Source organism: Methylobacterium sp. (assembly GCF_019745455.1).
GTDB lineage: Bacteria > Pseudomonadota > Alphaproteobacteria > Rhizobiales > Beijerinckiaceae > Methylobacterium.
The window spans coordinates 116845-137905 of record NZ_JAIETD010000028.1; the positions used below are offsets into that span (position 1 = coordinate 116845).

The 21061-nt window shown below is 68.0% G+C and carries 18 protein-coding genes and 1 tRNA gene; 8 read left to right on the plus strand and 11 right to left on the minus strand.

From position 1 onward, the window contains the following. Positions 1-47: 47 nt before the first annotated feature. The 6 genes from K2Y56_RS06140 to K2Y56_RS06165 form a co-directional block, all read right to left on the minus strand. Entirely contained in the window at positions 48-1115 is a 1068-nt protein-coding gene (locus tag K2Y56_RS06140; protein WP_292506135.1) for a DNA polymerase III subunit delta', read from the minus strand. Next, positions 1105-1824 (minus strand): dTMP kinase, encoded by a 720-nt coding sequence (gene tmk, locus K2Y56_RS06145; protein ID WP_292506137.1) that lies wholly within the window; start codon positions 1822-1824, stop codon positions 1105-1107. Before tmk ends, K2Y56_RS06140 begins: the two co-directional genes overlap by 11 nt. Next, positions 1821-3065: a D-alanyl-D-alanine carboxypeptidase family protein gene (locus tag K2Y56_RS06150; protein WP_292506139.1), complete on the minus strand. Its 1245-nt coding sequence runs from the start codon at positions 3063-3065 to the stop codon at positions 1821-1823. Before K2Y56_RS06150 ends, tmk begins: the two co-directional genes overlap by 4 nt. A 419-nt stretch (positions 3066-3484) precedes the next feature. After that, positions 3485-4894, minus strand: coding sequence for a septal ring lytic transglycosylase RlpA family protein (locus tag K2Y56_RS06155; protein ID WP_292506141.1), 1410 nt, complete (start codon positions 4892-4894; stop codon positions 3485-3487). A gap of 400 nt (positions 4895-5294) precedes the next feature. Then, a complete protein-coding gene (locus K2Y56_RS06160) occupies positions 5295-5627 on the minus strand; it encodes a ribbon-helix-helix domain-containing protein (RefSeq protein WP_292506143.1) in 333 nt (110 codons plus the stop codon). Further along, a complete protein-coding gene (locus K2Y56_RS06165) occupies positions 5611-6249 on the minus strand; it encodes a ParA family protein (protein WP_292506145.1) in 639 nt (212 codons plus the stop codon). The genes K2Y56_RS06160 and K2Y56_RS06165 overlap by 17 nt, the downstream gene beginning before the upstream one ends. A 301-nt stretch (positions 6250-6550) precedes the next feature. Between K2Y56_RS06165 and K2Y56_RS06170 the strand changes: the two genes are divergently transcribed. Both K2Y56_RS06170 and K2Y56_RS06175 read left to right on the plus strand, forming a co-directional pair. Further along, positions 6551-7123 carry a diguanylate cyclase gene (locus K2Y56_RS06170; RefSeq protein ID WP_292506147.1) on the plus strand — a complete coding sequence of 191 codons (573 nt, stop codon included), beginning with the start codon at positions 6551-6553 and terminating at the stop codon, positions 7121-7123. A gap of 331 nt (positions 7124-7454) precedes the next feature. Then, entirely contained in the window at positions 7455-8627 is a 1173-nt protein-coding gene (locus K2Y56_RS06175) for a GNAT family N-acetyltransferase (protein ID WP_292506149.1), read from the plus strand. Between the two features lie 39 nt (positions 8628-8666). Here K2Y56_RS06175 and K2Y56_RS06180 read toward each other — a convergent pair whose 3' ends face one another. After that, on the minus strand, positions 8667-10073 hold the full coding sequence (locus K2Y56_RS06180) for an oligosaccharide flippase family protein (RefSeq protein WP_292506150.1): 1407 nt from the start codon (positions 10071-10073) through the stop codon (positions 8667-8669). A 445-nt stretch (positions 10074-10518) separates the two neighbouring features. Further along, entirely contained in the window at positions 10519-11763 is a 1245-nt protein-coding gene (locus K2Y56_RS06185) for a deoxyguanosinetriphosphate triphosphohydrolase (protein ID WP_292506152.1), read from the minus strand. A gap of 136 nt (positions 11764-11899) precedes the next feature. Between K2Y56_RS06185 and K2Y56_RS06190 the strand changes: the two genes are divergently transcribed. Together K2Y56_RS06190 and K2Y56_RS06195 are read left to right on the plus strand one after the other, a co-directional pair. After that, positions 11900-12232 (plus strand): iron-sulfur cluster assembly accessory protein, encoded by a 333-nt coding sequence (locus tag K2Y56_RS06190; protein WP_292506154.1) that lies wholly within the window; start codon positions 11900-11902, stop codon positions 12230-12232. A 129-nt stretch (positions 12233-12361) separates the two neighbouring features. Beyond that, positions 12362-14203: a hypothetical protein gene (locus tag K2Y56_RS06195; protein ID WP_292506156.1), complete on the plus strand. Its 1842-nt coding sequence runs from the start codon at positions 12362-12364 to the stop codon at positions 14201-14203. Positions 14204-14318: 115 nt separating this feature from the next. On the opposite strand, the gene rnd is transcribed toward K2Y56_RS06195, so the two are convergent. Together rnd and K2Y56_RS06205 are read right to left on the minus strand one after the other, a co-directional pair. Next, a complete protein-coding gene (gene rnd, locus K2Y56_RS06200) occupies positions 14319-15473 on the minus strand; it encodes a ribonuclease D (RefSeq protein WP_292506157.1) in 1155 nt (384 codons plus the stop codon). 191 nt (positions 15474-15664) lie between these two features. Beyond that, positions 15665-16102 (minus strand): hypothetical protein, encoded by a 438-nt coding sequence (locus K2Y56_RS06205; RefSeq protein ID WP_292506159.1) that lies wholly within the window; start codon positions 16100-16102, stop codon positions 15665-15667. A 130-nt stretch (positions 16103-16232) separates the two neighbouring features. Between K2Y56_RS06205 and aspS the strand changes: the two genes are divergently transcribed. The 3 genes from aspS (at position 16233) to K2Y56_RS06220 (ending at position 19312) form a co-directional block, all read left to right on the plus strand. Continuing rightward, on the plus strand, positions 16233-18047 hold the full coding sequence (gene aspS, locus K2Y56_RS06210; protein WP_292506161.1) for an aspartate--tRNA ligase: 1815 nt from the start codon (positions 16233-16235) through the stop codon (positions 18045-18047). Positions 18048-18066: 19 nt separating this feature from the next. After that, the gene (locus tag K2Y56_RS06215) at positions 18067-18948 is read left to right on the plus strand and encodes a glycosyltransferase (RefSeq protein WP_292506163.1); all 882 of its coding nucleotides are present in this window, start codon (positions 18067-18069) and stop codon (positions 18946-18948) included. 163 nt (positions 18949-19111) lie between these two features. Further along, positions 19112-19312 carry a hypothetical protein gene (locus K2Y56_RS06220; protein ID WP_292506165.1) on the plus strand — a complete coding sequence of 67 codons (201 nt, stop codon included), beginning with the start codon at positions 19112-19114 and terminating at the stop codon, positions 19310-19312. A gap of 929 nt (positions 19313-20241) precedes the next feature. On the opposite strand, the gene K2Y56_RS06225 is transcribed toward K2Y56_RS06220, so the two are convergent. Further along, positions 20242-20315: transfer RNA gene (locus tag K2Y56_RS06225), tRNA-Gln, on the minus strand. A gap of 358 nt (positions 20316-20673) precedes the next feature. Here K2Y56_RS06225 and K2Y56_RS06230 point away from each other — a divergent pair. Further along, positions 20674-21000, plus strand: a complete 327-nt coding sequence (locus tag K2Y56_RS06230) for a hypothetical protein (RefSeq protein ID WP_292506167.1) — start codon at positions 20674-20676, stop codon at positions 20998-21000. Positions 21001-21061 lie beyond the last annotated feature (61 nt).

A 21061-nucleotide genomic window follows, 5' to 3' on the forward strand; every position in this document is an offset into this window, starting at 1 on the left:
AGGATCCCCGTATAGGTGGTTCATCGGATCACAGGACGGGCGTCCGGTCAGGCGGCGGCGCGCAGGGCCCCGGCGAGGTCGCCGAAGGCTGAGAGGATCAGCGGCCTGCGGTCGAGGTTGTAGGCGGCTGCCTCCCGGGCGGCGCGGGCGATCTTGTCACACACCTCCACCAGGGCCGCAAGGCGAGCCGGGGACTCATCCCGGCGACGGTGAAGCTCGTCCGAGACGAAGCGGAACAGCGTGTCGAGGGCGGTCTCGAACAGGGCGTCGGAATCCCGGCCCGCGAGCTTTTCCGAGAGCGCCAGGATGCGGCGCCAGTCGGGATGGTCGAGGCGCGAGAGCAGCGTCTCGATCTCGGCGACCACGCCGGCGGCGGAGGGGTCGAGCATCGCCACCGCCTGCGCCACCGAGCCCTCGGAGAGGGACGCGGCCCGCGCAAGCGCTTCCGACTCCGGCCGGACGAAGGGCGGCCCGAAGCCAGAGATGATCTCGGCCACCTCCCCTTCCCCGAGGGGCCTGAGCGTCAGCGCCCGGCAGCGGGAGCGGATGGTCGGCAGCAGCCGCCCCGGCGCGTGGCTGACGATGAGGAAGAGCGAGCGCGGCGGCGGCTCCTCCACCATCTTGAGGAGGGCGTTGGCCGAGTTGGCGTTGAGGTCCTCGGCGCTGTCGACGATGCAGATGCGGTATCCGGCGCCTCCCGCGGTCGAGCCGAACAGGGCGAGGGCTTTGCGGGCCGCATCCACCGAGATCTTGGTCGGCAGCGTCTTGGCGCCCGGCGGCTTGGTGCGCCGGAGCGCCACGAGGTTCGGGTGCGACAGGGCCGCCACTTGCCGGGCGGCGGGATGGTTCGGCGGCACCGCGAGGCCCTGGTTCACGTAGCCGGGCTCGGGATGGGCGAGGAGGTAGCGCGCCACCCGGTAGGCCAGGGTCGCCTTGCCGATCCCGCGCGGGCCGCCGACGAGCCAGGCGTGGTGCAGCCGGCCGGACCCGATCGCCTCGGCGAAGGCCGCCTCGGCTGCGTCATGGCCGACGAGGCTCGTCTGCTCGCGCGGGCGGGCGATGTCGGGAAGGTCGCCCGGCTCGAAGGCATCGGCGTCGCGGGGCTCAGGCGGCATCGTCGCGCCGCCCCGTCCGGTCGCCCGAGAACAGCTGCGGCAGCCGCTCGGAAACCGTCTCCCAGATCACGGCTTCCACCTCGTCCGCATCCCGGCTCGCATCGATGAGGGCGCAGCGCCCGGGCTCCGCTGCGGCGATCTCGGCGAAGGCCTGCCGCAGGCGGCGGTGGAACCCCAGGGCCTCCGCCTCGAACCGGTCGGGCACAGCGCCCTCCCCGGCCCGCTCGGCGGCGCGCTTGAGGCCGAGCTCGGGGTCGAGGTCGAGGATCAGCGTGAGGTCGGGCGCCAGGCTCCCGACCACGACGCGCTCCAGGCTGTGCAGGAGCCCCGGGTCTAGCCCCCCGGCCGCGCCCTGGTAGGCCCGCGTCGAGTCCGTGAAGCGGTCGCACAGCACGATGTCGCCGCGCTCCAAAGCCGGCCCGATCAGGGTGTCGAGATGGTCGATCCGGGCGGCGGAGAACAGCAGCGCTTCGGCGAAGGGCCCGTAGGGCTTGGCGATGCCGGCGAGCAGGGCCTCGCGAATCGCCTCGGCCTTGGGCGAGCCGCCGGGCTCGCGCGTGGTGATCACGGCCCGCTGCGTGCGCAGGCGCAGATGGTCTGCAAGGAGGCCGATCTGGGTCGACTTGCCCGCCCCCTCCCCGCCTTCCACGGTGACGAAGATGCCCGGCCGGCCATGGCCGCGACGCCCCCCTGGATCCTCCCCGCTCACGAGCCGGTGCTGGCCTTCTCGCCGGCCGCCTCGCCCTGGCCGATCGCCTTGCGGAAGAGTCCGGTCCCGAATTCGAGAGCGGCGTCGAGGGCGCGCTGCGGGATGGTGCCGGCCGCCACGGTCTCGGCGGCGTAGAGCGGCAGGTCGAGGGCCTGGGTCTCGCCGCGGGTGATGCGCAGCCGCGCGACCTGGGCGCCCTCCTCCACCGGCGCCAACAGGGGGCCGCGATAGACCACCCGCGCCGTGACCTTGTCCCCCGAACCGCGCGGCACGAGGAGGCGGATCGCCTTCTTGGCCACCAGCGGCACGCCGCCCTTGGCGCCGCCATAGACCGAGGCCTCGCTCACGGTCTCGCCGGCGGCGAAGATCTGGCGCGGCTCGAAGGCGCGAAAGCCCCATTCGACGAGTTTTCGCGATTCGGCGGCTCGGTCGCGGGCGGTCTTGAGGCCGGAGATCACCATCACGAGGCGCTGCCCGTTCTGCACCGCCGAGCCGGCGAGAGCGTAGCCGGATTCCTCGAGATAGCCGGTCTTGAGCCCGTCGGCGCCGATATCGAGGGTGAGGAGCGGGTTGCGGTTCTGCTGCTTGATCTTGTTCCAGGTGAACTCGCGCTCGGAGTAGATCTTGTAGAAGTCCGGATAGGTCTCGATGATGTGGACCGAGAGCCTGGCGAGGTCGCGGGCGGTTACCTTCTGGTCGGGCGCCGAATAGCCGGTGGCGTTGCGGAAGGTCGAGCGCGTCAGGCCGATCTCCTTGGCCCGCGCCGTCATCATCTTTCCGAAATTCTCCTCCGAGCCGGCGATGCCCTCCGCCATCGCGATCGCCGCGTCGTTGCCCGACTGGACGATGAGGCCGCGCAGGAGGTCCGAGAGCTTGATGCGGCTGTTGAGCTGCGCGAACATCGAGGAGCCGCCGCCCCCCGCCCCGCCGCGGCGCCAGGCGTCCTCGGAGATCTGGAATTCGCTGTCCATGCTGAGCCGGCCCTGCCGGATCTCGTGGAACACGATCTCGGCGGTCATCAGCTTGGCCATGCTGGCCGGGGAGAACAGCTCGTCCGCCGCCTTCTCGAACAGGACCGAGCCCGAATCCGCATCGATCAGGATCGCGTGCGGCGCCGCCGTCTGAAACCCCTGCGCCTGCGCTCGGCCGCCTCCCCCGGCAACCAACGCCAGGACCACGCCGACGGCCACGGCCCAACGCAGGCCCCTCAAGCCCGGCACGCTCATTCTCACACGCATCATCGCCTCACCCGACCGGCGCCACGGCGCCGGGCCGCCCCGGTCGCCTCATGGTACAGGATTCCTGGGGTGAAAACGAACCAAGCTGTGCTGTTGTTCACTGGGGTGGTGGTTGGGGCGGGGTGGGTGAACTCCCGAGCCCTGCGCCGAGCGGAGCCGCGCGCGGCGTCGCCATCTTCGCGAATGGCGCCAAGGGCCAGGGTGTGGATCCGCGTTGGAGCAGGCCCCTGATGAGAGACGTCTCTCGCTCTCTGATAGGACGAGCAGATCCGAGTCTGTGGTGGGGTCACGATCGGCGCCGACCGTGACCACACTTCTCAAGGCGTTTCGGTCGATCTCGCAACGACTTGAGTGGAGTCGTGGCAGGGGTCATGCTTCGAAGCTGATCCACAGCTAACCGACATCCCAAGCCGGAGCGGCCCTCACTCCACCCCAGCCAACCGCGCCCGGCGCGGCGGCATCGCCGTCGGGGCTGCGGCCGTCTTCGTGGCCGGTGCCTTCACGCCGAGGGGAGCGGGCTTTGCCGCGGTCATGGCGCGGTTCCCGGCGCCGGAGGGCAGGCCGGCGGGTGCGAAGGCCGGCTTCACCGGCGCCGCGGCCATCCGGCCCGGCACGGGATGGCCCGCGGCGGTCTTGATCAGCACACTCGTGGCGGGCGGCGTCTTGGTGAGAGTCGTCGTGGCGAAAGCGGTCTTCGCGAGGGCGGTCTTCGGCAGCGCGGTGTTCGAGTGTGGGAGGGCGGCGGCGCGGAACTGCGCCGGGCGCTGATCGGGCCCGGCCGCGAACCTGGCCGGGGCGGGCGCGGCACGGGCGGCGAGAGGCGCCGGGGCGCGAGTCTCGGAAGCGCCGTCATGACGGGCGCCAGCGAGGCGGATCGGCGGCGGGGCGAGGCTCATCGGCTGGCGGCTCGCCTCCTCGGCGCGGCTGCGCGGATCGGGCCGGACCGGCTCGAAGGCGGCGTTGCGGGTCCGGGTCGGCTGGACCGCCGCCGGGACGGCGACGCTGGCCGGGGCCGCGGCCAGGATCGGGGCCGGACGAGTCTCGGCTTGGCGCTCGACGCGCGGCGCGGGCTCGCCCTCCTCGGCCGCAGCGCGGAAGGCCAGGGCGGTGCGCGGCGGCTTGGCCGCGGATGGGGGCGGCTCCGGCCCGAGATCGGCCAGCATGACCGGCGAGCGGCCGCGGATCGTGGCCGGCTGGCCGTCGGTCCGCAGGGTCGCCATCAGCTTGGCATCGTCGCTGCCGGCGGTGGAGGCCTTGCCGACATACTCGACCCGCACCTTGGCGGTGCCGCGGCGGCGGAAATCGAGGGCCTGGGCCACCTCCTCCGAGACGTCCATCAGGCGGTCGGCATGGTAGGGGCCGCGATCGTTCACCCGCACCACCATGGAATGGCCGTTGGCGAGGTTGGTGACGCGGGCATAGCTCGGCAGCGGCAGGGTCGGGTGCGCCGCCGCGATCGACATGCGGTCGAACACCTCGCCATTGGCGGTCAGGCGGCCGTGGAAGGCGCTGCCGTACCAGGAGGCCAGGCCCTCGCGGACATAGCCCTTGGCCTCCTCGCGCGGCACGTAGGTGCGCCCGGCCACCACGTAGGGCTTGCCCGAGAAGCGGCGGCCGCCGCCCTTCGGAATCACGTCGCCCTCGTTGTAGATGCGGGGGCTCGCCTTGACGCCGTATTTCGGATCGATGCCGGAGCCGCCGCCCGAGGCCGCCATCTGCGGCGGCTTGCCGGCGCAATTGGCCGTGGTCAGCGCCAGGGCGGTCACCGCCAGCACCTGCCAGACCGGCGCCGTCCGCGGCAGCAGCCGCCCGGCCTTCGAGACACGCACCATCGTGACGACCGCCCGATGCCTCCCGCCTTGAACGCAACACGGGTCGGCCGACGCGGGGGCGAGGACCGGCTGACCCTTCAAGCTCGTCGTGGTGGTCTTCAAAACCGCGCATCGTCGCGCCGGCCTTGTCACGAGAATTGTCGGGACTGCGTAAACGAAGCCTGAACGGAGGGCCGCCCGCTCGGCGAGTGGGTGTCGTGCACAGGGTTATCCCCGGCGCAACGCATCAACGCAGAGGCGCAAGTCATCGTCATGGTAAGGGAAATTTACTCCGGGCAGCAGATTCGGGTTTCGCGCCGCTCGACGCATGGATCCTGAGTGCGCCATTGCCTCGCTCAGGTCATGAGGAGGATCAGGCAAGTCACTGAGGCGACGAGGGAAAAAGCCGCGCCGGCAGCTCTCACCGATCGTTCTCCGCCAACAGCTCGTCGATGGAACGGCTTCCGCGCTGCCTGAAGAGCAGATCGAGCGCCTCCAGGATGAGTCCGTGCATCTTCGCCCGCTCCGCATGGGCGAGGTCGCGAAGTTGGTCGTAGACCGGCGGCTCCAGATAGACCGACATCTGCTTGGCCCGGGTCTTCAGGGTCGTCGGGCGGCGAACCGGTGCGGTGCCGGTATCGAGCTGGACGATCTCAGCGCTCTGGCTAGCCTTCGGGGCGGCGCTCCTGGCCGAGGCAATCTTGGCGGAGGCGGCGACGATGGAGGCGAGGCTCGGCTTAGGCGGCTTTGACATACTTGCTCACCTGCATCCGCTTCTCGATCCAGGTCCAGAGCTTACGCACTTCCTGCGCCGCCTGGCCCTTGGGATTGAACTCGGTCACGCCCTGCCCGACCCCGATGGCATCCTGGTGGTCGGTGCGGGCGACGATGTTCACATCCGGCAGGATGCCCAGCACCGACAGACCGTCGGCGGCGTCCCGGATGCGGTAGGAGCGCGGCGGCGTCTGGTTGAGGACGAAGGCGAACTTCTTCTCGAGACGGTAGATCGCCGCCAGGGTCGGCTTGAAAGCGCGAAGGTCCGCCGGGGTCGGCCGGCACGGGATGATGCACAGATCCGCCGCACGGATCGCCGAGAGCGTGCCCGAGGAATCGACGCCGGGCGTATCGATGAAGACGTAATCGTAGGCGGTGCTGCGCAGCTGCGTCATCACCGCGTCGATCTGAGTGGCGTCGATCTGCGCGACCTCGGGGCCGTCGGCGGTCCGATGGTCGAGCCAGTCGCTGATGGTCGCCTGCCGGTCCATCTCGAGGATGCAGACCGAGAGCCCGCGCTCCTGTGCGGCGACGGCCAGCGAGATGCACAAGGTCGACTTGCCGCTGCCGCCCTTCTGCGTGACGAACGTGATGGCCTTCATGTGGCGCTTCTCCCGGCGGGCGTGGCCCTGATCCTGTGATGCAGGGATGACCTGATCCGGGTGTCGGCGATCATGGTTAAGCGATGGTTAACGGAGCGGCGAGGCGCAGGCCGCAACGGATCCAATCGAAATCAATTTGAAGTTGGTTTCTTCGAGGCGATGGCCGTCATCCTCTTTCCTTGCCACACTGGTTTCGCTAGCTATGATGCATGGTCCGGTCGTCGGGCGCTCCGGATCGCCAACCTAAGGTGGCACGAATTCGAGCCACGAGGCTGGGGTCGGCGCGCATTCCGGATCGATCATGGCGGCTTCCCTTCGGCGATCATCACAGGACCTCCCGGACCTCAAGGCCGCCCTGAAGGCGTCCGGCGTCGTCGGTACCTGGCTCTATGACGTGCGGAGCCACCGGATCGCTGTTTCGGCCCAGGTAGGCCGCCGTCTTGGTCTCCGGCCGGAACTGGCCGAGAGCGGGCTTCATCTTACCGCTTTCGCCGACGCCCTGCATCGCGCCGACCGGAGCCGGTTCACGGCGGCCTTCGAGGCGGCGGCCGAACGCGGCGGCCCCCTCGATCTAACGGTGCGGAACCAGGACGGAGCGGCCCGGGTGAGCCTGCGCGGTCAGATCGCCTGCGACAGCCGGGGCAGGCCGCACCAGGGCTGCGGCATCGCCCTGGCGCCCGCCTTCTGGGCGGGCGAGAAAGGGCATGACCAAGCCATCCTCAACCGCATGGCCGAGCACGCCATCGCCCTGCGCGACCTCTGCGGCGATCTGCGCCAGCCAGGCCTTTCCGCCGCGATCGAGGATGTGATGATGGAGATCGGCTTCGAGCTCGCCCGCCAGCTTCAGGCTGGGAGGCCGGAACTGCCACATTAGGGGCGGCGTCAGGCCGGCGCAGGCGCGGTGCGGACCTCGTCGCCAGGGACGGCTTCTCCGAGGCGCGCGAGAATTTGAGAGGAACAAGGGGGACCCAGCCTTAACGGCTCCCGCACCCTGAATCCGCGAATTCTCAACAGATCTCGCTTCCGTAGCGAGCGCTAAGCAATTTTACGTTCTTGTGTCGGTCGTGAGGCCACTTCATAGATGAAGATACGTACGATGTGAATCTCGTATTGAATAACAACTTCTGCGTTTTGGGGCGCCGGACGTGATTGAGACGACAAGAGAGAACACTCTCGCGCCAGACCGTCATGCCGGAGCGAAGTTGTTGAATTCGTTTACCCAGACGACGCAACGGCGCCTGCGAGCGCGGGTCCGGTTCGACTGGGCGGACATCCGGTCGGATTGGCCATGTCTCGCCGATCTCGGGCAAAGCGTCGACGGATACGCATTCCAGACGCGGGAATGGATCGATGCGTGGTCGTCGACGCTCGGGCAGGACAGCCGCAGGAAGCCGGTTTTCGTCACCCTCGGCGATGAAGGCGGGGAACGGATCTTCATGCCGTTCGCCGTGAGGCGATGGCTGGGGCTCCGTGTGCTCGAGGGCCTGGGCGATGGCACGGTCGATTACCACGCACCGCTGGTGGCGCGTGGCACTGCATTCGGTCCGGCGGAGGTCAAAGAGCTCTGGGCTGCCCTGGCCGGCATAGCCGAGAGCCCCGACGTCGTCCATCTCGCCAAGCTCGCGACCAGCCTGGCAGACGGGCCCAATCCCCTGCTGACGAGGAACGCTCGCCCGTACCCGATGTCCGGTCATGTCGCCCGGCTGGACGGGGGCTGGGCCGATTGGTTCGATCGCCGCTTCGGTCGCGAGACCCAGAAAACCCTCGCACGCAAGCGGCGCAAGCTCGAAGAGCTCGGACCTGTCGAGACCCGTTATGCCCGGGACAACGGCGAGGCGCTGGGTTGGCTGGAGGCTCTCATCGCCGACAAGGCTGCGCAGATGGAAGGGCGCCAATCCGATAACGGACTTGCCGCTCCGCAGATGGCCGACTTCTACAGGGTCATGACGCGCCATGATTCTCAGTCGGCCCATGTGAAGGTGTATGCTCTCACCGTCGACGGGTCTCCGGTCGCCCTTCAGTGGGGTATCGTCGCGGGCGGCCGCTTCACGAACCTGCTGACGAGTTACAAGTCAGGCGAGTGGACGCGCTTCTCGCCCGGCCTCCTCATGTTCCGTCACCTCTTCGAAGACTGCTTCGCCAAGGGTCTGAGGGCTTTCGATTTCGGCCTCGGAGACGAGAGCTACAAGCTGCGCTTCTGTGACGGGCCTCCGGTCGCGCTTTGCAGCGTCGTCCGCGCTCGCTCGATCGGCGGTCTGGGTTACGCAGCGACGCAATCGGCACGCTACCGCCTCCGGAACAATTCGTCCGCGCGGCGCCTTCGGCAAACTCTGCGCGTCCTCACGCAGCGCAACGAGGCCGCTCCGGCCTTGAGCTAGGCCACGCTTCGCCGACGGCGCCTACGACGGAAGTCAGACCTAAGCAGCCTGGCGGATCTGCGGCCAATGCTGCCTGAACAGCAGAGCCATGGCGAGGATGTAGAGACCGCCCCCCGCAGCGACGTCGACGGCGAGGCCGAGGCGGCCCGGAAAGCTTGGCGCGAGCGTGACGACCGCCGCCATCAGACACGTGGCCAACATGATCTTGCCGATCGGCAAAAGCGGTAACCGCAGCCCCTCCCGGTAAGCGCACCACCCGCAGAGCGCGAGGGCGACGACGTTGGCGGCGAGGCACCCGAGGCATGCGCCGAGGAAGCCGCCATGGACCAGGCCGAACCAGCAGCCCGCCACGGTCAGCGTCAGCTCCACGAGGTCGACGTACAGAATGACCCGCGGCCGCTCGCAGAGCAGGAAGACCTGATCGATCGTATGGAGGCGGACATTGTGTATCGCTGCGGCAAGGGTCGCCACCGGCAGGACGATCAGCGTCGCCGTATGGAATTGGGCACCGATCAACATCTCGACGATGGCCGGTGTCAGGCAAAGAATGCCAGCCGCTCCGGGCACCACGATGGCCAGCAGGAGGACGCTGTTGCGCGCGACTTGCGCGTAGGCGGCTTCTTTCCCCGACCGTACCATCTGATCGACCGCGATCGGGAAAGCAGCCGCGGTGACGAGCATCGCCACGACCGACATCAGCCGGTGTCCGAGGCTCCAGCCGACGGAGATGAGACCGACCGCCTCGGCCCCCTCGACCTCCTCGACGATGAGCCGGATCCCATTCACGACCGCCCAGCCGACCGCACTGCTGGCGATCAGGGGCAGGCTGAAGATCAGGGCCTGTTTCAGGTTCGAACGGTCGAGAAGAAGGCGATGCGATGGGATGAGGGCGCGCCAGAGGAACGGGAGCACGACGATCTGAGCGAGAGCCAGACCTGCCAACGCCGCGGCCGCACTGGGATAGGTCCAGACGACGGCGGTCCCCAAGCCTAGGCCGATCACCGGGCCCACCGTCTGAGCGACGGTGTAGATCGCGATCGCCTGGATCGACCGCGCGCGCTCGGCCATGTGCGTCGTGAGGCTACGGCTGATCGTGAAGGCCACGGCTGCGGCGACGAGATCGGGGGTCAGCGGGAGACTGCTCGCCGCCAGCACGATCCATGTCACGACCACCTGTAGGATCGAGCTTGCCAGGAGGACGGCGTTCTCGTGCGCGCCCTGGCGCTCCTGCATATCCGGCGTGAAGGTCGCGGCGTAGCGGAGTATGTAGCTCGACCACCACCCCAAGCAGAGGCGCGATATCAGCTCCTGAAGCGCCATGATCAGCGCGACGGTCCCGTAGGCAGCCGGAGGGAGGAAATGCGTCCAGACGACCACCGCGACGAACTGGGACAGGGGTCCGATCAGCTGTGCAGGCAGGTAGCGGAGCGTACGGGATAGAAGCAAAACAGCCTCGACTTGGGATGCGACCGCCCGGTCTATCCGTCGTTAGCGCGCCGCACTGCCGCTTGTGCAGCACTGGCGTGCTCGCAATCCCACCTCCGGCGACCCGCCGACGCTAGAGCATAAATCATTTCGGATTTCTCTTCGTTTCGCGACGTCGCGGGAGACATCTGGCCGCGACGATCGGCTTGCAAAGGGCTTGCAAAGCCTTGGCCCGATCCACCGCAGTTCCAGGCGATGTGGGCCATTCAGGCTCCGATACGGTATCTCGACGGGATGGCGCCTCGATGAGCTTCGCACAGTGTCGCTCCATCCACCATCGTCGCCCGAGATCATACGACTGAGGATGCGTGCCATGGGGGGCGCGGCTCCCACGCTCGGTCGCCCTTGACCCGATCGGGCGGATCGAGCCGTACCCTGAGCGTTCGAGCGCCGATAGCTCCGCAAGTTACCCCTCGGCCAGCGGCAATCCCCGCACCGGCCCGGTCCAGTGCAAGTCGGGCGTCGTCGCGAACAACTGCCGGTGGGCCAGCACCGCATAGGTGTCGGTCATGCCGGCAATGTAGTCGGCGACGCGCCTCGCGAGGCGGCTCGGGGAGTCGTCGAGACCGGTTCGCCATTCCTCAGGCATCGCGGCGGGGTCGGCCGTGAAGGTGCGGAACAGGTCGGCGACGATGATGTCGGCCTTGGCGCGTACGCTCAGCACGCCGGGATGGCGGTACATTCTGGCGAACAGGAAGGTCTTGATCTCGGCATCCGCCTCCACGATCGCCGGGGAGAACGCCACCATCGGCTCGCCCGCCCGGCGAATATCCTCCACCGAGCGGGGCGCCAGGGCCTCGATCCGGCGGCGGCTCTCGGCAATCACGTCCTCGACGAAGCGGGTGATGACGCGCCGGGCGAGCTCGTGGATTTTTCGCGATGGCTCGAGGTTCGGATAGAGCGTGTCGATCTCGCCGAGGAGGCCGGCCAGGAACGGCACGGCAGTGAGATCGTCCAGGTCGAACAGGCCTGCCCGCAGGCCGTCGTCGAGGTCGTGAGAATCGTAGGCGATGTCGTCGGCGATGGCGGCGGCCTGCGCCTCGGGCCCGGCGAAGCGCGACAGGTCGAGATCGTTCACCGCATTGTAGTCGAGGATCGCGGCCGGGATGCCGCGCGCGGTCCAGCGCGCCGTCGGCCGCCCTTCGGGGTCGAGGAGGGGGCCGTTGTGCTTGACGAGGCCTTCGAGCGTCTCCCAGGCGAGGTTGAGACCGTCGAAGCCGGCATAGCGCCGCTCCAGCCGCGTCACGATGCGAAGGGCCTGGGCGTTGTGGTCGAAGCCGCCATGATCGGCCATCAAGGCATCGAGCGCATCCTCGCCGGTGTGTCCGAAGCAGGTGTGGCCGAGGTCGTGGCTGAGTGCGAGCGCCTCGGCGAGGTCCTCGTCGAGTCCGAGCGCCCGGGCGAGCGCCCGGCCGATCTGGCTCACCTCCAGGGTATGGGTGAGCCGGGTGCGGTAATGGTCGCCCTCGTGATGCACGAAGACCTGGGTCTTGTGCTTGAGGCGCCGGAACGCGCTCGAATGGATGATGCGGTCGCGGTCGCGCTGGAAGTCACTGCGCGTCGGCGAAGACGGCTCGCGGATCAGCCGGCCCCGCGTCGCGGCCGGGTCGGTCGCGTAGGGCGCCCGCCAGCGTTCGCCGTTCTGCCGCACGTCGCGTTCCTCATCCTGTCGGTTCCGTGCATCCACCGCGTTGCGGCGGCTGCCCGCGCCTCATATCTTGTGTGCGGCGCATTCCACGGCAATCGCCGATGGCGCTGCGCCCGAAGCGACGGACCGGAACCCGAGCATGACGAGCCCTGAGATCACCCTCACTCCTCGCGCGGCCAAGCGCATCAACGAGATCATGGGCGCCGAACCGCCCGGCGCCTCCCTGCGCATCAGCGTCAATGGCGGCGGCTGCTCGGGCTTTTCCTACGCCTTCGACGTCGAGCGCAACCGTGCCGGCGACGACGTCGCGATCGAGCGCGACGGCGCCACAGTCCTCGTTGACCCGGTCTCGCTCGAATACATGAGCGGGGCGACCATCGACTTCGTCAACGATTTGATCGGCCAATCCTTCAAGATCGAGAATCCTCAGGCGACGGCCTCCTGCGGCTGCGGCACCTCGTTCTCGCTCTGAGCAGTCCCCTCCCCGCGCGGCGGCACGCCGCATGATTGCCTCAGGACCTGAAACGCGGCAGGTATGCCTCGCCATTCGGCCCTCGCGCCTGCCCGCTTCACCGCCCCCGCCAGCGATCCGGAACCGACCATGACCCGTTCGAAGGACCGCCCTCTCCTGCTGCGAGCCGCGGGCCTCTCGGTCTGCCTGATCGCCCTCGGCGGAGCCGATCCGGGCAGGGGCGTCGTGGTGCCGGGCCTGCACGCCCAGGAGGCGGCCTCGGCGGTTCAGGACGTGACCCTGCAGGACGTGATGCTGCCGCTGGGCGGCACCGTCCTGACCGCCCCGCGCCTCACGGTGAGCGGCACGCGCCTGTCCAAGGACGATCTCGTCACCCTGCTGAAGCCCGGCCCGGGCGCGCCCTGGCCGGCGCGGCTCGCCCGCCTCGACGCCGCGAGCCTGACGATCCCGGAATTGCGGGTTGCCTATGCCGAGGCCGGGCCCGGCCGCCAGGGCGTGGTGTACCGCGACGTCGTCGCCAAGGACGTGAGGGCAGGGCGTATCGCAGAGCTCACCGCCTCCGGCGCCAGCGTCAGCGTCACCGGCGGGCCGAGGACGGGCACCGGCACCTACGGCCGCATCCAGGCAAGCGATGTCGACCTCGTTGCCCTGGCTCGCCTCTACGGCGAGCCCGGCGACGGCAAGGGCGCGATGCAGCGGATCTACGGCGCGGTGAGCCTCGCCGACATCGCCTATGTCGACGATCGCGGCACGGCCCTGAAGATCGCCAAGGTGGAAGGCCGCGACTTCTCCGGCCGCCAGATCCCCTCGACCTGGGCGGGTGCGACCGACGCCTTTATCGGGATCGACTTCGACAAGACTCCGCTCACCGAGCGCGCACGGCTCAGCGGCATCGCCGCCGACCTCGCGGATGCCGTCTCGGTCGGCGCGATGGAAGCGACCGGTCTCAGCCTGCAGGAGACGAAGGACCACCCGGTCGACCTCACAGTGGCGCGCCTCGCCTTCGGCGGCACCGGAGCGACACTCGAGGAGATCGCCTTCAAGGGAGGCGGCGCGCGGACGCGCATCGGCCGGGTCTCGCTGTCCGGCTTCTCGCTGGCCCCGACCATCGCGGCCCTGCGCAAGCTCTCGGCCCTGACGACGCCGCCCACCGACGAGGACATGCGCCGGCTCACGCCGCTCATCGGCACGGTGGCGTTCCAGAACGTCGACGTCGACCTGGCGGCGGACAAAACCAGGGACCCGCTCACAAAGGACCCGCTCACCAGGGATCCGTCGAAGACCGCGGAGACCCTGACCCATGTCGGCCTGCGCGACGCGAGCATGAGCTTCGGGCCGCCCCGCGACGGCGTTCCCACCGCCGGCCGACTCAGCGTTTCCGGCCTCACGCTGCCGGCCGCGACCGTGGCGGGCGTACCCGGCCTCGGCTCCCTCGGCCTCTACGGCTACGGCGACCTCGACCTGAGCGCCGTGGCCGAGACCTCCTGGGACGAGACCGCGCGGGAATTGACGTTCCGCGAGGTCTCCATCGCCGGCAAGGACATGGGGAGCCTGCGCCTCAACGGCACCATCGGCGGCATCGGCCCGGAGGTGTTCGATCCGAACTCGGCGGTCTCCGCCTACGCCATGCTCTCGGCCACCGCCAAGGCCCTCGACCTCACCATTGAAAACACGGGGCTGTTCGAGCGCTTCATCACGGCACAGGCGAAGGTGCTGAGCCTCAAGCCCGAGGAACTCACCCAGGAATACGCCACGGCGAGCGCGTACGGCGTCCCGGCGATCCTCGGCAACTCGGCGGCCGCCAAGGCGATCGGCGCGGCCATGGCCCAGTTCGTGGCCAAGCCCGGCCGCCTGTTCCTCAGCGCCCGCCCGAAGAATGGCGGCACGGGCCTCGGCGTCATCGATTTCAGCGCCGCCCCGAGCCCTGGCGCGGTGCTCGATCGGCTCGACGTCACCGCCAAGGCGAACTGATACGGTCCCCGCTCGAATCAAAGCGGGGACCGTATCAGGCAAGGCCGCGCGCCGCTTGAGCGAAGCCCAAATCCGCCATCCCGAAGGGATCGACCGGATTTGGTATGAGGACTGCCTACGGCAGCTCCCGCACCACGACCCGCCCGCGCTCGGCCGAGAGCGCCATCCGTCCGGCTTTCAGCGCCAGGGCCTTCTCGCCGAACAGCGTCCGGCGCCAGCCGGCGAGGACGGGCACGTCGGCCTCGTCGTCCTCGGCCAGGGCTTCGAGGTCGTCGACGGTGGCGACGATCTTGGGCGCCACCCGCTCTGCCTCGCAGACCGCCTTGAGCAGCACCTTGAGCAGTTCCACCAGGGCGCCGTTGCCGCCGCGGCCGCGGGCGCGCTCGGCCGGAATCTGAATATCGGAAGGGTCGCGGGCAAAGCCTCGCTCCACCGCCGCGAGGATCTCGGTGCCGGTGCGCGAACGCTCGAAGCCGGCCGGAATCGAGCGCAGGCGCCCCAGTGCCTCGACGCTGCGCGGGGCCGAGGTCGCCACGTCGATCACCGCCTCGTCCTTGAGGATGCGTCCGCGCGGCACGTTGCGGCTCTGCGCCTCGCGCTCGCGCCAGGCCGCCACCTCCATGAGCACCGCGATTTCCCGCGGCTTGCGCATCCGCCCGGCGAGGCGGCGCCAGGCGAGGGCCGGGTCGGCCTGATAGGTCTCCGGCGAGGTGAGGACGCTCATCTCCTCGTCGAGCCATTCGCCGCGATCGGTGGAGAGGAGCTGGCCCGCCAGCACCTCGTAGATCGTGACGAGATGGGTGACGTCGGACAGCGCGTAGGTGAGCTGCGCCTCGGAGAGCGGCCGGCGAGACCAGTCGGTGAAGCGGGAGGACTTGTCGATCTTCGCCTTGGCGACATCGTTGACGAGTTGCTCGTAGGAGACCGAGTCGCCGTAACCGCAGACCATGGCGGCGACCTGGGTATCGAAGAACGGCTGCGGCAGCAGCCCGCCGAGCATCCAGATGATCTCGAGATCCTGCCGGGCCGAGTGGAACACCTTGACGACGCCCTCGTCGGCCATCAGGGCGAAGAACGGCGCGAGGTCGATCTCGGATGAGAGCGGATCGACCAGCACCCCTCCCCCATCCGGACCAGCCATCTGGATGAGGCAGAGCTTCGGGTAATAGGTCGTCTCGCGCATGAACTCCGTGTCGACGGTGACGAAGGAGTGGGTCGCGAAGCGGGCGCAAGCCTCCGCGAGGGCCGGCGTGGTGGCGATGAGTTCCATGAGGATCGGCTATATCGAAGGTTCTTGCGCCAGGCGAGGCCGAACGGGGCCGCGGCTCTGACAACCGAGGCCAGCAACAATGCCCGCGAGCGAAGACGACTTGGAAACCCCTCCCGCGCCTCGTCCACACTCTCAGCCTCGAGGCCCTGCGCGCGAGGCTCGCAGGTCAGCTTCCGCTTGGCCGGTGTGGATCAGGCCGCCGCGGCTGCTCGGGGCCTGACGCGGCGCTGCTCGCGCGAGAGCCTGCGCACGAGGGCCGCCCGCTCGCGCCGTTGCGCCTCGGCCCGCGCCAGGAGCCAGTCGAGGATGCCGGTCTCGATCCGCTGTCCGTTGGCCGGGTCGGTGAGGCGCCGGACCCGGTCGGCGCGAAATCCGCGATAGCCGCCGCGCTCGCGGTCGATCCCGCCGAGCAGGGTCCGCCCGGGTCCGAGCTTGAGTTCGCGCGCATCGAGGCGCCGAGTGCTCCAGAGGCCACGGGAATCCTCGTAGACGATCTCGAAAACGCCCTCGAGGGGAAGCACGCGCCAGGCCCCCTCCTGCCTCTCGACGAAGGCGGGCAAGGCCGCGGACGAGGGCTCTGCGAGCGTCGCCGCATCCTTCAAGATCTGGAAAAAAGCGTTCGAATCCATGAGCCTGATATGGGGATCGCAGGTCATTTCCGAAAGGGATTCCGCTCCTCCGATCGGCTCGTTTCGACCCCTTGTCTTGACTTCGCCCCCCTCGCGTGAATGGTGCGCCGCTCAATCCCAAGAGCCCGTCATGCACCGTTATCGAACCCACACCTGCGGGGCGCTCCGCCCGTCCGACGTCGGTCAGACCATCCGCCTTTCCGGCTGGTGCCACCGCATCCGCGACCATGGCGGCGTGCTCTTCATCGACCTGCGCGACCATTACGGCCTGACGCAATGCGTGGTCGATTCCGACTCGAAGGCCTTCAAGGCGGCCGACATCGCCCGATCCGAGTGGGTGATCCGCATCGACGGCCGGGTTCGGACCCGGCCCGCCGGCACCGAGAACCCGGACCTGCCGACCGGCACGATCGAGGTCTATATCGACGAGCTCGAAGTGCTCGGGCCGGCCGGCGAGCTGCCGGTTCCGGTCTTCGGCGACCAGGAATACCCCGAGGAAACCCGCCTCAAGTATCGCTTCCTCGACCTGCGCCGCGAGAAGCTGCACGCCAACATCATGAAGCGCGGCGCGATCATCGACAGCCTGCGCCGGCGCATGCGCGAGGGTGGCTTCTTCGAATTCCAGACGCCGATCCTGACCGCCTCCTCGCCGGAGGGCGCGCGCGACTACCTGGTGCCGTCCCGCGTCCATCCCGGAAAGTTCTACGCGCTGCCGCAGGCGCCGCAGCAGTTCAAGCAGCTCACGATGATCGCGGGCTTCGACCGATATTTCCAGATCGCTCCATGCTTTCGCGACGAGGATGCACGGGCGGACCGCAGCCCCGGTGAGTTCTACCAGCTCGACATCGAGATGAGCTTCGTCACGCAGGAGGACGTGTTCCAGGCCGTCGAGCCGGTCCTGCGCGGCGTGTTCGAGGAATTCGCCGAGGGTAAGCGCGTCACCGGCACCTTCCCGCGCATTCCCTATGCCGAGGCGATGCTCAAATACGGCGTCGACAAGCCGGACCTTCGCAATCCGCTCGTCATCGCCGACGTGACCGAGGAATTCGCTCGCGACGAGGTCGAGTTCAAGGCGTTCAAGGGCGTGATCAAGTCCGGCGGCGTGGTGCGGGCGATCCCGGCGACGGGCGCTGGGGCTCAGTCCCGTTCCTTCTTCGACAAGCTCAATGAGTGGGCGCGATCCGAAGGAGCGCCGGGCCTCGGCTACATCGTCTTCGAGGACGAAGGTGGCACGCTCACCGGCAAGGGACCGATCGCCAAGTTCATCCCGGCCGAGATCCAGGCGATGATCGCCGCCAAGACCGGCACGAAGGCAGGCGACGCGGTGTTCTTCTCCGCCGGCACCGAAGCCAAGGCCGCAGGCCTCGCCGGCAAGGCCCGAATTCGCATCGGCGACGAACTCGGCTTGTCGGATAAGGACCAGTTCGCCTTCTGCTGGATCACCGACTTCCCGATGTACGAGTGGAACGAAGACGAGAAGCGGATCGACTTCTCGCACAACCCTTTCTCGATGCCGAACTTCGACCGGGAGGAGTTTCTTGCCCTCGACCCGAGCGAATCGGAAAAGATCCTCGGCATCAAGGCGTTCCAGTACGACATCGTCTGCAACGGCACCGAGCTGTCCTCCGGCGCGATCCGCAACCATCGCCCCGACGTGATGGAGAAGGCCTTCGGCATCGCCGGCTACGGCGTCGAGGTGCTGGAGGAGAAGTTCGGCGGCATGCTGAATGCCCTCAAGCTCGGCGCCCCGCCGCATGGCGGCATCGCGCCGGGCATCGACCGCATCGTCATGCTGCTCTGCGGCGAGCAGAACCTGCGCGAGGTGGTGCTGTTCCCGATGAACCAGCGCGCCGAGGACCTGATGATGGGCGCTCCCGCCGAGGCGACGCCCAAGCAGCTGCGGGAACTCCATATCCGCCTGAACCTGCCCGAAAAGCAGGGCTGACAGCTTCGGGCGGACGATCGTGCCAAGTCTCGTCGCGGTCGTCGTCGCCCATGACAGCGCGGACGCGCTGCCCGCCTGCTTGGCCGCCCTCGCGGCCGAGCACGTGCCGGCGATCGTCGTCGACAACGCGAGCCGCGACTGCTCGGTGAGGATCGCCGAGGCGGCCGGCGCCGAGGTCCTGCGCAACGCCCGCAACGAGGGCTATGGCCGGGCCAACACCATCGGCGTCAGGGCGGCGGCACGGGCGCGGCACGTCCTGATCCTCAATCCCGACGTGATCCTGAAGGCCGGCGCCGCCGACGCGCTGCTCGCCGCGGCGAGGGCCTATTCCGATGCCGGCCTCTTCGCTCCGCGCCTCGTGGAGCCGGATGGGCGGGTCTTCTATCAGCCGCGCTCGCTCCTGGCGCCCTACCTCACCAATCCTGGAGGCATCCGCTCGCTGCCGGAGGGCGATGCCTGCGCACCGTTCCTGTCGGGCGCCTGCCTGATGGTGGAGCGCGAGCTGTTCCTCGGTCTCGGGGGGTTCGACCCGAACATCTTCCTGTTCTACGAGGACGACGACCTCTGCCGGCGCATCGCCGAGACCGGCCGCGCTCTCATCCACGTCCAGGCCGCCGAGGCGGTCCATGGGCGCGGGCGCTCCTCCGCCCCGGAGCCGGGGCGGGTCTTCCGCACGCGCTGGCATCAGGCCTGGTCGCGGGCCTATGTCTCCCGCAAGTACGGATTGGCCGACCCCTCCCCGCGCATGCTCGCGGTGAACGCTCCGAAGGCGGCCTTCGCGGCCCTGGGTCTCAAGCGCCGCCTCATCGAACGCTACGCCGGCTCTGCAGCGGGAGCCCTCGCGGCCATGCGCGGGCAGAGCGCGCTGGAGAGGGAGGGTCTGACGCCGGGCCTGCCGTAACGGCCGGTCGGACCTGCCGCCCCGTTCCACAGCCGTCTTGGACCACTCGGCGAAACCGCAAGGCGGAACCCGTCGGCGACTCCGCTGTTGACCCGACAGATTAGAACTGGTCTAATTCGGATGTAGCGGCGGTCTGGCCGTCGATCCGATCAGGAGAGCGAACATGGCTGACGTGAAGTGTGAGAGCTGCAGATTCTACGACGAGCACAAGGTCAACGGGGCGGCCGCTCATGGCGACGAGGGCCTCTGCCGCTTCAACCCGCCGGTTAGCCAGCCGGGTCCTCAGGATCACGGCCTCTGGCCGGTCGTCGGCGCCTCGGATTGGTGCGGCCACTTCACACCCGCGATGACGGCCGCCGAGTAAAGCGCACCCGAGGGGGCATGCAATGCCAGCCTCGCGGCTGGCTTTGTCGTGCGTTCCTCGAGGGGAGTTCGGCCGCCGATCACGATGTCAGCGCCCGTGAGCGCCCTTGATGCCCGCGTGTCATCCGGCCCGCTCGATAACATACGGATCGACGGGCTACGCAGGGTCATTGATCTGAGTGACACTCCCATTGCTCGCGCTGACTGGCGGCTAGCGTCTGTCCGCGATGGCGACGAATCCAGTCATCGGGCCTCTTGACCCCCGATGAAGATCTCGCGGCGATTGCCTCGCTCCTGGAAGCTGTCGGCGCTCTCTCCAAGATTGATGGCCGGCTTGGGACTTCCTGGAGGGAGTACCGACGGCAGGCAAATGCGCTGACAGACGATCGCCATGTCGGTCGGACTCGAACAGGCGCTGACAGCCTGACCCTCCACGCAAGCGCAGGTGCAGGCAGCAAAAGCGCCGGTTGACACCAAACCAAGACACGCTCCGAGCAGGAGTGCGCGCATGCCCGTTCCTTTTTCGCGTGTCATCATCAGCGCTGCCATTCTAGCACAATGCTTGCGGCTTCGCCTTACCGGTCGGAATGCTCGCACTGCGCTCTTCCCTTCGATTGCGGCTCGATTATCGTCCCGCTTCGATCGAACGAGAGGCTGACCGAGATCCAAGGCTGATGGGAATACTCCGGAAGCATGGCGCGAACGCCCCTACATCCAATCGTCAATGGACGATTCGAGTGCCAAAGCGCTGGCCAAGTCGCGTCAAGTGCGTGCCAACCTATGCAGTACAGGTGGTTGCACGGCCGTGCCGGGCTTCGATCGTCAACGATCACAAAAAAAACCGCAGCCGATGCGACCTTCTACAAGTCTGTGAGGTGCAGAGTCGAAACGAAAAACCCGCCTAGTCCAGAACTAAGCGGGCTGAATATTTGGCTGGGGGACGAGGATTCGAACCTCGACTAGAGGAGTCAGAGTCCACTGTTCTACCGTTAAACTATCCCCCAACTACCCCTATGAAGACCCTGCAGTTCCTGCAAGAATTCCTCAGATCGGGCCAGAAGTTTCACGAACGCTTCTGATAGAGGGGTCCGCATAAGGCACCTTGCGGCCTTGGTCAACCGTCCGCTCCTCACCCTGAGGCCGACCATATCGGAGACCGAAGGCTCCAGCATGCCGTCGCAGATTTTCGGTTCCCATGAACCATACCGGAGTGAGCATTGCTCCCCGCGCCGTCGACAGGCTCGACGCGCAAGATAGTGAGAGCCTTCGGCGCTGTCTCCGATATCAAACGTGCGATCACCAATGCGCCTGAAGTCGCCCGATGTGCGTTAACGTAGGACGCATCAAGAAAAGGGAGACGCGATGATGGCTCACATCGAAACCACCTCACCTCAGAGTTGGATCGACCCCATTGCGAGCGGTTATGCGGCAGAGGCCACGCCGCCATTGACGGATGAACTGCTCGAAACCCTCCGAGCCGCATTGAACAAGATCGGCCTGGATCATCTCCCAGTCGGCCATCTCGACGAGAAGGCGGTGGAGAGAATTAACCAGACTTTGGATACCTTCGAACTCGATCTCGGCGCGGTCGTGGGACCAAGAATCGAAGCCCCGTCCGATGACGGAACGATCACTTTCCGGCATCGCTCGGAAGCCGGCCGCCCTCTGCGCGCTTATGGCGGCCAATGAGGGCTGCATTTTTTGCAGGTATGGGCCCAGATCGTGCTATTTGAGGAGAAAGCCTATTGTG

Excerpts from the sequence above, each read along its gene's own strand:
- K2Y56_RS06150 (WP_292506139.1), bottom strand. The coding sequence starts at position 3,065 with ATGATGCGTGTGAGAATGAGCGTGCCGGGCTTGAGGGGCCTGCGTTGG.
- K2Y56_RS06195 (WP_292506156.1), top strand. The coding sequence starts at position 12,362 with ATGACCCGTTCGAAGGACCGCCCTCTCCTGCTGCGAGCCGCGGGCCTC.
- K2Y56_RS06230 (WP_292506167.1), top strand. The coding sequence starts at position 20,674 with ATGATGGCTCACATCGAAACCACCTCACCTCAGAGTTGGATCGACCCC.
- K2Y56_RS06160 (WP_292506143.1), bottom strand. The coding sequence starts at position 5,627 with ATGTCAAAGCCGCCTAAGCCGAGCCTCGCCTCCATCGTCGCCGCCTCC.
- aspS (WP_292506161.1), top strand. The coding sequence starts at position 16,233 with ATGCACCGTTATCGAACCCACACCTGCGGGGCGCTCCGCCCGTCCGAC.
- K2Y56_RS06220 (WP_292506165.1), top strand. The coding sequence starts at position 19,112 with ATGGCTGACGTGAAGTGTGAGAGCTGCAGATTCTACGACGAGCACAAG.
- K2Y56_RS06140 (WP_292506135.1), bottom strand. The coding sequence starts at position 1,115 with ATGCCGCCTGAGCCCCGCGACGCCGATGCCTTCGAGCCGGGCGACCTT.
- K2Y56_RS06205 (WP_292506159.1), bottom strand. The coding sequence starts at position 16,102 with ATGGATTCGAACGCTTTTTTCCAGATCTTGAAGGATGCGGCGACGCTC.
- K2Y56_RS06155 (WP_292506141.1), bottom strand. The coding sequence starts at position 4,894 with ATGGTGCGTGTCTCGAAGGCCGGGCGGCTGCTGCCGCGGACGGCGCCG.
- rnd (WP_292506157.1), bottom strand. The coding sequence starts at position 15,473 with ATGGAACTCATCGCCACCACGCCGGCCCTCGCGGAGGCTTGCGCCCGC.
- K2Y56_RS06165 (WP_292506145.1), bottom strand. The coding sequence starts at position 6,249 with ATGAAGGCCATCACGTTCGTCACGCAGAAGGGCGGCAGCGGCAAGTCG.
- K2Y56_RS06170 (WP_292506147.1), top strand. The coding sequence starts at position 6,551 with ATGGCGGCTTCCCTTCGGCGATCATCACAGGACCTCCCGGACCTCAAG.
- K2Y56_RS06190 (WP_292506154.1), top strand. The coding sequence starts at position 11,900 with ATGACGAGCCCTGAGATCACCCTCACTCCTCGCGCGGCCAAGCGCATC.